Here is a 12,956-nt window from a genome sequence, read left to right as displayed (position 1 = left end):
TTAGTCCAGTGTCAGGGTCTGGTCCACAATCCATTCTTCGATGACGGCCTCGACCGTCATGCAGGCAGGATTGCGTCCACTGACAAAGGCTCCCGCATGGAATTGGCCGTTCATGTCCATGACCGTGCCTGTCACATGCGCCGACGGGGCGCCGGACTCAGTGCAGCGGATCTCTCCGTTCATGTTCAGTATCTCTATCGCGGGCCCGTCCAGCTCCAGCGTGCCGTGCGATCCGCGTTGAAAGCTGCAGTGCGCCAGACTGCCGACACTGCTGCGTACGATGGCTCGGTTCAACTTCGATTCAATAAACGTCTTTTCCAGGCTTTGTACGAGGTCTTCGTTAGGATGGATGCGTATATAAAAAATGCGGCCTGTGTGGCCCTGTTCCATGATGGTCATCTCAGGCCTCCCGGTAGCTGGGCTGAAATACCGGGGTGCGGATCTCGGGGTCTATGCCTATGACCAGATTCATGTAGCTCATCGTGTGCATGTAGGCCACGCCGTCTTCGGCCAGAATGCAATGTTCGGTCAGGAAATGGCCTCCCACCAACAGTCCCGAGTCTGCCACGGCCAGGCCGTGGCAATGGATGGCGTATCGGCCCTGGTCCGTGGTGCCGATGGTGATGCCGGCATTGACCAGCGTCGCGGGCTCATGGAAATCGAGTGGAGTGGTGTAATTCGCGACCGGCTCTACATTGGGATCGCTCACAATCAGAAAATAGCGAATATGGCTGAATGTCGCGCGACCGATGTGCAGCGATGCGGCCGTGGCGCCCGTGCAGGAGATGGTGCTGGCAACGCTGTCATATAGGCTTTCTCCGGCTCGCAGCGTGATGCGGTAGGTCTTCTGATTTTCGCCAACCATGACGTCACGCCTTGTGGGTGCAACCGGGCCGGGATGTTTCAGCAACGGGACTGCAGATGGGGTAATCATCTTTTTGCCTTCTTTGTCGAAACAAGAGCGGATAGCTCTCAGGGTTGAGAAAGAGCTCCCTGGTTCAAGAGCTCTTGGTAAACGATTTTCTTGGTGACTTTGCCATAGCCCGATTTGGGTAGTTCGGGCCAGATGACAAACCGGCGAGGGTGTTTGTAGCGCGCGATATTCGCGTCAAGCCATGCTTGAAAAGCGTATTGATCCCACTGCACGCCGTCTTTGAGCACACCGACCATGACGCCGATTTCGCCCCAAACCGGGTCCGGCACGCCGAGTACGCAGACCTCTTTGATGAGGCCTGCCGCGAGGATTTTTTCCTCTATTTCGCGCGGATAGATATTGGAGCCGCCCGAGATATACATGTCGGATTCCCGGCCGGTAATGTAGAGGTAGCCTTGGGCATCCTGGTAGCCGATATCGCCAGTGCGGAACCAGCCGTCGCGAAAAGATTTGCGATTGGCCTCCGGGTTGTTGTAATAGCCGGCAAACACAGCCGGACCGCATACGCAGATTTCTCCGGTTTGATCCGGGGGCAGGCGATTACCGTCGGCGTCCTGGATGCTGATCTCCATGCCGGTGCGTGCATAGCCGCAGGACCCCAGGCGTGTCATTGCCTGATCATCGGCCGAGTGGTCACACGGAGGCAGCACCGTGATATTGCCTGTCACTTCGCCCAAGCCAAAGTACTGCACCAGTATGGGACCGAGTTTCTCCAGTGCTTGTTTTTGGTCTGCGCGATACATGGGTGCCCCTGCATAGATGATGTAGCGCAGGGTGTCGTGGTTGTAGCGATCCACGCTTTCGTGTTCGATCATCAACTTGAGAATTGTGGGCACGGTAAAGAAATTGCTGACGCGGTGGCGTTCGATGGTGGCCCATGCCGCCTCGGGGGAAAACCTCACGTTGGTGGAGAACAGTGTGCACGCTCCACGTACCAGCTGCGTCAAAAAGTGGATGCCGGCGCCATGCGACAGCGGTGCCACGACCAGACTGCGGTCATGATGTGTGGTGCCAGGCATCAGATCGCACAGATGATTCGTCAGGACAAAGGCCATCTGCCCATGGGTCAGGACCGCGGCCTTGGGTTTACCTGTCGTGCCAGAGGTAAAGAAGAACCAGCAAGGATCATCGTAGTCCACACGTGCCGCGGGCAGGGCGGCTGATACGTCGAGATGTTGGCCAATCAACCCGTTGATGCCGGGTGTATCACTGGTGCAGGCGGTATCGGCCCTCTCCGGCGTCGGCTCGATGCTCGCTGCCAACTTGAGCCCGAGGAGGTTTTTCGCGAGCTGCGCATGGTCTGGAAATCCTGCATGGCAGATGAACGCCGACACGCCCGCGCTTTGGGCGAGATACTCGACTTCGCCGGGCGTGATACGAAAGTTCGTCGGTACCCATATGCCACCAATCCGGAATGTAGCCAGCATGACTTCGATCAGCTCGCGGCAGTTCGGTGAATGTGTGAGGATGCGGTCGCCTTTGACGAGTCCCGCTGCCAGAAACGCTCTGGCAAGGGCTTGTACGCGCTGCTCCAGTGTTTTCCAATCTGTCGTCTGCCCGTCAATGATCAGCGCGGGCTCATCGGGCAGACGCGCTGCCGCCTGGCTGAGAAAGGTGGACAGATTCATGACACGGCGCGACACCGGCATCAAGCCGCCCGCGGGCGTGCTTTGTTGCACTGCTGTCATTTCACGCGCTCCAGAATGCTGACATAGTTGGTGACTGCGGCGCCTCCCATGTTGAAAACCCCCGCTAGTCGCGCGTCTGGAATCTGCATATCGCCGGCGCTATGGGTCAGTTGCATGCAGGCCATGATGTGCATGGAAACGCCGGTCGCGCCAATCGGATGTCCCTTGGATTTCAGTCCTCCGGACGGATTGATCGGCAGTCTGCCGTCTTTTTGTGCAATCCCTTCCCGTACGACCTTGTAGCCTTCGCCGCGCGCGGCCAGGCCCATGGCCTCATATTCAAGCAATTCGGCGATCGTGAAGCAGTCATGCGTTTCGACGAAACTCAGATTATCGACGGTGGCGCCTGCAGTTTGCAGTGCTTGACGCCATGCTCGCGTCGCGCCTTCGAATGCCAGCGGATCACGCCGGCTCAACGGCAAAATATCATTGACATGTTGACGGGCACGAAAGCCGATGGCGCGGGGAAATTCGGCGGCAAGCGATTCGTCGACCAGCACAATGGCCGCTGCGCCGTCAGAAACCAGAGAGCAATCCGTGCGGCGCAATGGCGGGGCCACATAGGGGTTCTTTTCTGACACTTCATCGCAGAACGCTACCCCGAGATCCTTGCGGATCTGTGCATAGGGATTCGCAACGCCGTTGTGATGGTTCTTGGCAGCAATCATCGCCAGTTCGCGGCTGCGATCGCCGTAGCGCGCGAAATACTCGCTGGCAATCTGGCCAAATACACCGGCGAATCCACCTTGGATGTCAGCTTCTTCCTTGCGGTAACTGGCATTGAGCAGCAAGTCGCCGATCTCCGGTGTGGGGCGGGAGGTCATTTTTTCTGCGCCTACTACCAAAGCGATACGGCCGCGTCCAGACTCGATGAAGTCCATAGCGCTATATAGGGCCGCAGAACCTGTCGCGCAGGCGTTTTCCAGACGTGTGGCAGGGACGTGAGCCAGGTCGGGATCAGCAAGCGCCACCAGGGCGCCCTGGAAATCCTGCTTTTGAAATCCATTGTTCATAACCCCGACATAAATGCCGTCGACGTCCTTGCCCGTGATGCCTGCATGCTCGAGCGCGGCACCAGACACGCGCGCCATCAGGCTCTCGGTATCCGGGTCTGCGAGTTTTCCAAAAGGGATGTGGGACCATCCCGCAATTACGGCTTTAGTCATTGTGTCGTCCTCGAAGTAAGTTGATCTTTGTTCGGCCGCATTCAGGTGCGGCCCTCAAGTTGCAAATGCGCGTGGCAGTCCCTGTTCACGCAAGTGTTTTTCCAGCATGTCGGCTTCTTTCTTGAGCAGGCGATATAACAGTGCCTCGCGCTCAGGCGACATGCGGCTCTCTACTGTCGCGATGCTATAGGCGCCAATCACATTTCCGTCGGGGTCCCGCACGGCGACGCCTATGCCCCAGGATCCCTTCAGTACCATGCCCGGGTTGACGGCATAGCCTTGTGCACGGCTGCGATGCACGAGGGCTTCCAAGGCGGTACGGTCAAATTGGGAATACATCAGACGAATGTCGTCCATGTTCAGGTCCAGGCAATACGACACCTGTCCGTCATCCAGCGCGGCCAGCATGGATAGCGTGCCGCCGCCCACGCCAAGCGGATGCCGGTCTCCCGCCTGCAGTACATGTGACTTCAGCGGATAGCTGCCTTCCTCACGTATGAGGCATAGTCCATGGGCCCCTTGCCGAACGGAAAAAAACGCTGCATCGCCGCTTTCTTGTGCCAGCCGTCGAACCGGCTGGTCGACAACGTTGTGCAAGCCAAATCGCGGCGAGGCGACTAAACCCAATGCATAGCATTCGGCTCCCAAGCAATAGCGTCGAGTGTGTTCATCCTGTTGAACGAGTCCCTCGGCAATCAAGGCGGTTGTCAGCCGATGCACCGTAGATTTATTCAGTCCCGTTTGCTGACAGATAACTGACAGTCCTGTACCGCCAGTTCGGCCGCGAGCGATGCTGCGCAGCACGTTGACTGCACGATGTATTGCTTGCGTTCCCGACAAACGCGGGTCATGTAGAGCCACATTGTCTCGTTCCATAATATGAATCTATAACGTGTTTGCTCGTGTTAATTCATTATGTGCGAAATGCGGATTAACGGTACACCCTATGCCGCTCTACTATGGAATGCCCTAATCATGTTGGGTTCACAATCTGGAACTTCGTGACTATTGCGATAACTCGCTGCGTACAATCGAACGGCATCAAATAAAGATAACCACGGAGACAAACCATGCCTATTTCCCGTCGTTCGTTCATGCTGTCAACGGTTGGTGTTGCGGGTGCAGCGATGATTGGCGCACCGATTCAATCTGCGTTTGCGGCCAAGACGTATCGCTATAAATACGCCAACAATCTGCCGCCGTCGCATCCGATGAATTTGCGTGCCAAGGAGATGGCGAAGAAGATCGAGGAGGAAACCAACGGTGCGTTCAAGCTGCAAGTGTTTCCCAGCAGCCAGCTTGGTTCCGATACCGAGACATTGAATCAACTGCGCTCCGGGGCTGTCGAGTTCTTTACGCTGTCAGGTTTGATTCTCTCTACATTGGTGCCGGCCGCGGCCATCAGCGGAGTCGGTTTCGCTTTTCCCGACTACGACACCGTCTGGAAATCCATGGATGGAGAATTGGGTTCCTACATCCGCAGCGAGATCGAACGCCATAACCTGGTGGTGATGGAAAAAATCTGGGATAACGGCTTTCGCGAAATCACCACCAGCAATAGGCCCATTGCTTCACCCGACGATTTTCGCGACCTCAAAATTAGGGTGCCGGTGAGTCCGTTGTGGACCTCCATGTTCAAGGCGCTGCAGTCCTCTCCCGCTAGCATCAATTTCAACGAGGTCTACTCCGCGCTGCAGACCAAGGTTGTGGACGCGCAGGAAAATCCGTTGGCGATCATTCAAACGGCCAAACTGTTCGAGGTGCAGAAATACTGCTCGCTGACGAACCACATGTGGGACGGGTTCTGGTTCCTGGGCAACAAAGATGCCTGGCATCGTCTGCCCAAAGAGATACAGACGGTGGTGGCCAAACACATCAACGAGGCAGGGATGCAAGAGCGTGTGGATGTGCATGCGCTAAACGACGAATTGCAGAAAAAACTCACCACGGAAGGTATGCAGTTCAATACGCCGGATACGGCACCCATCCGCGCGCAACTCAAACAAGCCGGTTTCTATTCTGAATGGAAAAAGAACTTCGGCGACAAGGCATGGGCCATCTTGGAAGGCTCCGTCGGTTCATTGGCATAAAGGTGAGCCATGTTCAATCAAGCCACCATGCCTCGGCAAGCGATCGAGCCGCGCGCCGGAAAGCCCTCCGGATGGATCAAGCAGGTAGACGTTTTTCTGGGATACCTGATAGAGATTCCCGTGGCGCTGCTCGTTGTTGCCGAAGTCGTCATATTGTTTTCAGGTATCTGTGCACGGTATGTATTCAATACACCCTTGATATGGTCTGATGAGTTAGCTTCGCTGCTGTTTCTGTGGCTGGCGATGCTCGGCGCTGCCGTGGCGTTCAGGCGCGGCGAGCACATGCGCATGACGGCTTTTGTTAATCGGGCCTCCGCGTCGACGCAGGCCTTCCTGCACGTGTTCGCCATTTCGGTATCGCTGTTTTTTGTCCTGCTGGTGTTGGGGCCTAGTTACGAGGCAGTTGCAGAACAAGCCGTCATCACCACCCCCGCCATGGGGCTAAGCATGGCGTGGCGGACGGCAGCCCTGCCTACCGGTCTGACCTTCATGACGATCTTTGCGGTGTTGCGTCTGGTCGAGCTTTCCAACTGGCGGCTTGTCGGAAAAACACTGGCATTGATGGTTGTGATCGGGTTGGCGTTGTATGCGATGACGCCGTTGTTTGAGGAGCTGGGCAACTACAATCTGTTGATCTTCTTCGTTGCGCTGGTTGCGCTGGGCGTTTTTACCGGCGTGCCTATTGCCTTCTCGTTCGGCATCGCGGCCTACGCCTATTTGTCGCTGACAACGTTCATGCCCGTCACGGTCTTGGTGGGGCGTATGGACGAAGGCATGTCTCACCTGATTTTGTTGGCGGTGCCGCTGTTTGTGTTTCTGGGTTTGTTGATCGATATGACCGGGATGGCACACAGGATGGTGTCATTCCTGGCGAATCTGTTGGGCCATGTGCGAGGCGGCCTGTCGTATGTGTTGATCGGCGCCATGTATCTGGTATCAGGCATCTCTGGCGCCAAGGCCGCCGACATGGCCGCGATCGCTCCCGTGCTGTTTCCGGAAATGAAGGAAAGAGGCACCGACGAGGGAGAGCTCATTGCATTGTTGTCGGCAACCGGCGCACAGACAGAGACCGTTCCTCCCAGCCTGGTGTTGATCACTATCGGGTCTGTGACAAGTGTGTCCATCACTTCGCTGTTTATCGGTGGATTGCTGCCGAGTGCGGTGCTCGGCGTGATGTTGTGCCTGGTGGTGTGGTGGCGCAATCGTACGGTGGACTTGAAAGGCGTAACTCGTCAGTCGCCTGGCGAGGTAGTCAAGAGCCTGGTGGTCGCGCTGCCTGCGCTGGCTTTGCCTTTCGTCATTCGGGCGGCAGTCGTGGAGGGCGTCGCCACGGCCACCGAGGTATCGACTATCGGTATTGTGTATTCGTGCATCATCGGCGTCTGCGTATATCGTCAATTCGATGTGAAGCGGCTCTATCCCATTCTTATCGATACCGCGGTCTTGTCGGGCGCCATCCTCCTCATCATTGGCACGGCGACAGGCATGGCATGGGCGTTGACACAGTCGGGATTCTCGGCAGATCTGGCTGAGTTCATGGGTAGCTTGCCAGGGGGCGCACTGACCTTTATGTGCGTGTCGATTGTGACCTTTATCGTGTTGGGCAGCGTGTTGGAGGGCATTCCCGCTGTCGTGCTGCTGGGGCCACTGTTGTTTCCGATCGCCGAGGAGCTGGGCATCAACGATGTGCACTATGCCATGGTCGCTATCCTGGCCATGGGCATTGGGTTGTTCGCTCCGCCGTTCGGGGTAGGGTACTACGCAGCATGCGCCATCGGCCGTGTCGCGCCCGACAAGGGCATCAAGCCAATTGTCGGCTATCTGTGCTCGATTTTCATCGGTTTGCTGCTCGTGGCTGCGATTCCGTGGCTGTCCACGGGGTTCCTTGATAAATAGCCGTTTGCTGGCGTCAGGATGATGGTGCAGAGATAATGGACGTTGGATCGATAGCGATGAACGACAGACAATTCGCAGGGCGTGTCGCCTTGGTATTTGGGGCCGGCTCGGTGGGTGAGGGATGGGGCAATGGCAAGGCAGCGGCAGTCGCCTATGCGCGCGAAGGCGCCCATGTCGTCGCCGTGGATCTGAATTTCGAGTCGGCCAACCAGACGCGCGACATCATCGTCAATGAGGGCGGACTGGCCGAGGCGCATACGTGCGACGTCACGCAATCCGAACAACTCAGTGCGCTCGTCGACTCGATCCTTGCGACGCACGGCCGCATCGACATTCTGCACAATAACGTTGGCATGGCGATGATGGGAGGTGTCACCGATCTGTCCGAGGCACAATGGGACAGGGCGATGGACGTGAACTTGAAAAGCGCCTTTCTGGCCTGTAAATATGTGCTGCCTGTGATGCAGGCCCAAGGGCATGGCGTCATCATCAATATCTCCAGCCTCGCTGCGATCCGCTACACCGGCTATCCCTACCCGGTGTATTACGCTTCGAAAGGCGGACTGAATCAGTTCACCGTGGGCTTGGCATTGCAATACGCCAGACAGGGTATACGGGTCAATGCCATCATGCCCGGTTACATAGACACACCCCTGATCTACAAGGACATTTCCGGTCAGTACGCCAGCCGGGAAGACATGGTGAACGCGCGTAATGCCCATTGCCCCATGGGGCATATGGGGACGGCCTGGGACATCGCCCGTACGGCGGTGTTCCTGGCTTCGGATGCAGCGGCCTATATCACCGGCGTATGCCTGCCGGTCGATGGTGGAGTGCATCTGACTTGCGCATAACGACTCATCATCCTGGCATCCTGCATAGCTGATTTGCCGTTCCTCGCATAGCCTGGCCCTGGAATGTCCCCTAACATAGCGGATACTTTCAGGAGGGTCGAATGAAACTGCATTGGTCGCCACGCTCGCCGTTTGTACGCAAAGTCATGATCGTGCTGTACGAAGCCGGCATAGAACATCAGGTGACATGCGTACGCACGCCTGTCGCGATGGACAAACCCAATCTGGATCTGATGCCTGACAATCCGCTGAGCAAATTGCCGACATTGGTGCTGGATGATGGAACGGCCATTTACGACTCGCGTGTGATTTGCGCGTATCTGGATGGCGTGGCAGGAGCGGGGTTGTTGCCCGCTGAGCCCAGGGCACGTTTGATTGCCGAACGCCGTCAGGCATTGGGTGACGGGTTTCTCGATACGTTGTTGTTGTATCGCCAGGAGCGCAATAAACCTCAGGAGCGGCAGACGCCAGCATGGCTGAGCGCCTTCGGCTTGAAGGCGAAGGCGGTCGTGGCCGCGTTGGAAAAAGAGGCTCCCGAGCTGGAGACAACCCCTTTTGACCTGGGCTTGATCTCGATAGGCTGTGCGCTGTCGTACCTGGACTATCGATTTGCCGATCTGCCGTGGCGCGATGGTCATCCGGCGTTGGCGGCATGGCATCTTCGTTTCAACGAGCGGCCCTCTGTGGTCCGCAGCCAACCAGACGATGCCGCAGCATGAGTGCCGGCATAGCCAGGAGAATTTCGTGAGCCGTATTCCATTTCCCTCGCCCGACACGATGAACGAGGCGCAGCGTAGCGTCTACGAACGTATCGTGTCCGGGCCTCGAGGCCGATTGGTGGGGCCGCTGCGCGCCGCGCTGCACAACCCTGAGTTGGCGGAACGCTGGCAGGCCTTTGGCGCCTTGCTGCGATTCGGGACCAGCCTGCCACCCCGAGTGAGCGAGTTGGCCATCGTCGTCACTGCACGGCGTTGGAATAGCCAGATCGAATGGCATATCCATGCACAGGCTGCGCTGGACGCCGGCATCGATGCTCGTGTCCTGGATGCCATCCGGGAACGACGCGTCCCGGAATTCGAAACGGCCGCCGATGAAATCGTCTACGAATATACCCGGCAACTGCAGGAAACCAGTCGCGTGGAATCGGCTCTGCACGCAAAGGCAGTTGGTCAATGGGGTGTCGCGGGCGTGGTGGAGCTGACAGCCGTCATTGGCTACTACACGCTGGTATCGATGACCCTGAACGCCCATGAAATACCCATGCCAGACGAGGCGCCAGAGCCTTTGGACGTGCCGCTCGAATCTGGCCAACCGAGCCTGAGCACGTTGCCGACGATCGCGAATCGGGATAAACCATGACGATCGAATCGCAGGCGATCTCGTACGTTCCCGAGACCATTGAAACGCCTCGCATGCCCGGCCGACCGCGCCATGTACTGCCAGCGCAGGCGTGCGACGCGCATTGCCATGTGTTTGGTCCGTATGACCGATTCCCATTGCAGCATGCGTCATCGTACGCTGCACCGGACGCATCCGCCGAGCGTTACCTGATGATGTTGGACACATTGGGGGCGCAGCGGGGTGTGCTGGTTCAGCCAGCGCCTTACGGCACGAATCCCGCTGCACTGCTGGACGCCCTCGCGCAAGGCCAGGGGCGGTTGCGAGGGGCCGCTGTCGCGGATGCCAGCGTCAGCGATGCCGAGCTTCAAGCGATGGCCGACGCAGGGGTACGGGCACTGCGCTTTGTCGAGGCGAGAGACCCGGCTGGCCGGTTGTTTCCCGGCAGCATAGGTTTTGAACAGGTGGCAGTACTCGCTCCGCGTATGAAGCAGTTCGGCTTGCATGCTCAGCTATGGGGGCCTAGTGATGTCTATGCGCAGCATCTGCCGTCTCTTGCGCGGCTGGACTTGCCGCTGGCGATCGACCATATGGGCAGCCTGACGCCGGCACGCGGCTATACCGACGAGGTGTTTGAACTGCTATGCGCGCAACTGGCCGAGGGAACGATCTGGATGAAATTGAGCGTGTGCCGGGTTGGGACAGCGCCTGGGTATGCCGATGTCAAACCGCTGCACGACGCATTTGTCGCTGCGAATCCGGATCAGGTCGTGTGGGGATCGGATTGGCCGTACGTGCGCATGGGTGCGAATGCGCCAGCTGCTGACGCGCTGATTGATCTGGCGTGGGACTGGCTGGGAACCGATGCGCTGCGTCAGAAGGTATGGGTAGACAATCCGGCGCGCCTGTACGGGTTTTAATCTTGTCGCTGTGGCGCGTCCGCCTGCGGGCTGGCGTGCCAAATTCCCTCATCACCGATTTCCTGCACCAATGCCTCGATTTGATCGGCGACCTCTTTGACCGTGCGGCCAGGGCCCTTGCTGCGAGCGTAAGCCATGGAAATAATCCGCCCCATGGTCGGGTTGCGCAGTGCAGCGACGCTGAGCCTTCCTTCGTGCACCTCCTGCCATACCGCGTGCAGTGGCAGGACCGTGTACATGTTTTCGTGTTCCACGATGGACTTCATCAAGGGCAGCGAATCGGCCTCGATCAGCGGTGAAATAGTGATCTTGCGTGCTCGCGCCAGGCCATCCAGCGTATTTCGCAAACCATTCGGCGCACCCGGCAAAATGAACGGCAGACCGTCCAGCGTATCGAAATCGATCTCAGCGGATTGCGTGAGAGGATCGTTCGCCGCGCCAATCAAATACGAGTCCACATAGGCCAGCGCCGTCTCCCCAGGCGGGCATTTTTCCGCATAACGATACAGGATCGCGATATCCACCCGGCTATCGGTGAGCCATTCTTCGATCTGTCCACTGGAACCCTCGAATATCCTCAGATGGACTTTAGGAAACTGTTTACGCAAACGTGAGAACAGCCTGCGTATCATCGGGTGTGCGGTCGATGGCAGCAGGCCCAGCCTGACCTCGCCAGCGGGTTCGCGAGCCTGGCCGTTGACCTCGAGCTCCAGGCGTTCGGCATCATCCAATAGTGTCCGAACGAGCGGAAAGAGCCGTTGCCCGACCTCCGACAGATGCACGCCGCGGCCGGTACGATTGAACAGGCGCGCATTACACTCGCGCTCGAGCGCGTTGATACGGCGGCTGAGCACGGACTGGTCTTGATCGAGATGCAAGGCGGCCCGTGTGATGCTGCCTAGTTCCGCAATGGCGATGAAAGCACGCCATTTATGCAGGTCGGCAGTCAGGTCCAGACTGGGGCTAGTGGCTTTGACAGAGGGCATGGTCGTTCGCAGAGCAGGGGGCGATCACACTATACGGCAGCACGCGGCGGGGCGCAGCCTCAATAGTGTGTGCCCTCGTTATCAGGACAGTTTCTTTACTGCAGTCCCAATTTGCCTCGGCGGATGACGTCCCCCCATTTCTTTGACTCGGCCTCCATGAGCGAGCGGTATTCGTCCGGCGTGGTGGCTGCCGGCACGGCGCCCTGATCGATCATCTTGCGATGCAGCTCGGGATCGGCAAGTGATTCGGCAATCGCCGAGGCCATTTTGTTCACAATATCCGGGGGCGTACCGGTCGGGGCAATGACACCATAGTTCGATTCGACCTGTACGCCGGGAAATCCCAGTTCCTTGGTCGTAGGGATATCGGGCAGCCCCTCAAAGCGTTCGGTGCTGCCGACAGACAGTGCGCGCAATTTTCCGGCCTTGATGAACCCCAGCACTGCCGAAGCATCGCCAAGGAACAATTGCACCTCGTTGGACAGCAGCGCCGTGACGGCTGGCGCGGCGCCTTTGTACGGAATATGCGCGATATCGATTCCCGTCTGTTGCTTCAGCAATTCCACCCCCAGGTGTGGCGTGGTCACATTACCTGCCGAGCCGTAATTGTATTTCCCGGGATGCTGTTTCGCGACATCGACAAAGGCAGGCAAGGATGTTTCCGGCAATGCGGGGTTGACCACGAACACCATGGGAATACGCGCGACGAGCGACACGTACTGGATCTTGGACACATCGTAGGGCACCTTCATCACGTGCGGTAATCCCGATATCGCGCCTGGGACGCCGAATCCAAACGTCGATCCATCCGGTGTGGCGCGTACCGTGGCGTCTACGCCGATGGTGCCCGACGCGCCCGCCTTGTTTTCTACAACAACGGTTTGGCCCAATTTTTTGCCCAGGGTAGGAGCCAGTACCCGTGCAAGGCTATCGACCGAGCCGCCAGGCGGATAGGGCACGATCAGGCGTATCGGTTGATTGGGCCAGGCTTGAGCCGCCAGTGCGGCAATGGGTTGTGCTGCACCTAGTGCCAGGGCAAAGGCGGCGGCCAGGATGGCGCGAGTGTTTTTCAAGAATGTCTCCT

13 protein-coding genes are annotated in these 12,956 nt (G+C 58.0%); 6 read left to right on the top strand and 7 right to left on the bottom strand.

The window, feature by feature from the left end; translation table 11 throughout:
• Genes ACYVIT_RS16665 through ACYVIT_RS16645 form a run of 5 tightly spaced genes read right to left on the bottom strand, consistent with a single transcriptional unit; the run spans position 1 to position 4,649 of the window.
• Positions 1–399: a PPC domain-containing DNA-binding protein gene (locus ACYVIT_RS16665; RefSeq protein WP_415805885.1), complete on the bottom strand. Its 399-nt coding sequence runs from the start codon at positions 397–399 to the stop codon at positions 1–3.
• Between the two features lies 1 nt (position 400).
• The gene (locus ACYVIT_RS16660) at positions 401–934 is read right to left on the bottom strand and encodes a PPC domain-containing DNA-binding protein (protein ID WP_415805884.1); all 534 of its coding nucleotides are present in this window, start codon (positions 932–934) and stop codon (positions 401–403) included.
• Between the two features lie 38 nt (positions 935–972).
• Positions 973–2,622, bottom strand: a complete 1,650-nt coding sequence (locus ACYVIT_RS16655; RefSeq protein WP_415805883.1) for an acyl-CoA synthetase — start codon at positions 2,620–2,622, stop codon at positions 973–975.
• A complete protein-coding gene (locus tag ACYVIT_RS16650; protein ID WP_415805882.1) occupies positions 2,619–3,788 on the bottom strand; it encodes an acetyl-CoA acetyltransferase in 1,170 nt (389 codons plus the stop codon). Before ACYVIT_RS16650 ends, ACYVIT_RS16655 begins: the two co-directional genes overlap by 4 nt.
• 54 nt (positions 3,789–3,842) lie before the next feature.
• Positions 3,843–4,649 carry an IclR family transcriptional regulator gene (locus ACYVIT_RS16645; protein WP_460478232.1) on the bottom strand — a complete coding sequence of 269 codons (807 nt, stop codon included), beginning with the start codon at positions 4,647–4,649 and terminating at the stop codon, positions 3,843–3,845.
• Positions 4,650–4,858: 209 nt separating this feature from the next.
• Here ACYVIT_RS16645 and ACYVIT_RS16640 point away from each other — a divergent pair, with 209 nt between their 5' ends.
• From ACYVIT_RS16640 to ACYVIT_RS16615, 6 genes are all read left to right on the top strand, one after another.
• Positions 4,859–5,878 carry a TRAP transporter substrate-binding protein gene (locus ACYVIT_RS16640; RefSeq protein ID WP_415805880.1) on the top strand — a complete coding sequence of 340 codons (1,020 nt, stop codon included), beginning with the start codon at positions 4,859–4,861 and terminating at the stop codon, positions 5,876–5,878.
• A 9-nt stretch (positions 5,879–5,887) separates the two neighbouring features.
• Positions 5,888–7,774: a TRAP transporter large permease gene (locus ACYVIT_RS16635; RefSeq protein WP_415805879.1), complete on the top strand. Its 1,887-nt coding sequence runs from the start codon at positions 5,888–5,890 to the stop codon at positions 7,772–7,774.
• Positions 7,775–7,830: 56 nt separating this feature from the next.
• Positions 7,831–8,628: an SDR family NAD(P)-dependent oxidoreductase gene (locus ACYVIT_RS16630; RefSeq protein ID WP_415805878.1), complete on the top strand. Its 798-nt coding sequence runs from the start codon at positions 7,831–7,833 to the stop codon at positions 8,626–8,628.
• A 101-nt stretch (positions 8,629–8,729) separates the two neighbouring features.
• Complete coding sequence (locus ACYVIT_RS16625) at positions 8,730–9,347, top strand: glutathione S-transferase family protein (RefSeq protein ID WP_415805877.1); 618 nt, start codon at positions 8,730–8,732, stop codon at positions 9,345–9,347.
• Between the two features lie 25 nt (positions 9,348–9,372).
• Entirely contained in the window at positions 9,373–9,987 is a 615-nt protein-coding gene (locus tag ACYVIT_RS16620; protein ID WP_415805876.1) for a carboxymuconolactone decarboxylase family protein, read from the top strand.
• Positions 9,984–10,886 (top strand): amidohydrolase family protein, encoded by a 903-nt coding sequence (locus ACYVIT_RS16615; RefSeq protein WP_415805875.1) that lies wholly within the window; start codon positions 9,984–9,986, stop codon positions 10,884–10,886. Before ACYVIT_RS16620 ends, ACYVIT_RS16615 begins: the two co-directional genes overlap by 4 nt.
• Here the strand turns inward: ACYVIT_RS16615 and ACYVIT_RS16610 are convergent.
• On the bottom strand, positions 10,883–11,872 hold the full coding sequence (locus ACYVIT_RS16610) for a LysR family transcriptional regulator (protein ID WP_415805874.1): 990 nt from the start codon (positions 11,870–11,872) through the stop codon (positions 10,883–10,885). The two genes, ACYVIT_RS16615 and ACYVIT_RS16610, sit on opposite strands and share 4 nt — an antisense overlap.
• A 95-nt stretch (positions 11,873–11,967) precedes the next feature.
• Positions 11,968–12,945 (bottom strand): Bug family tripartite tricarboxylate transporter substrate binding protein, encoded by a 978-nt coding sequence (locus ACYVIT_RS16605; protein ID WP_415805873.1) that lies wholly within the window; start codon positions 12,943–12,945, stop codon positions 11,968–11,970.
• Between the last annotated feature and the right edge of the window lie 11 nt (positions 12,946–12,956).

Source organism: Bordetella muralis, from assembly GCF_054781015.1.
This window is presented reverse-complemented; position numbering and strand designations above follow the sequence as displayed.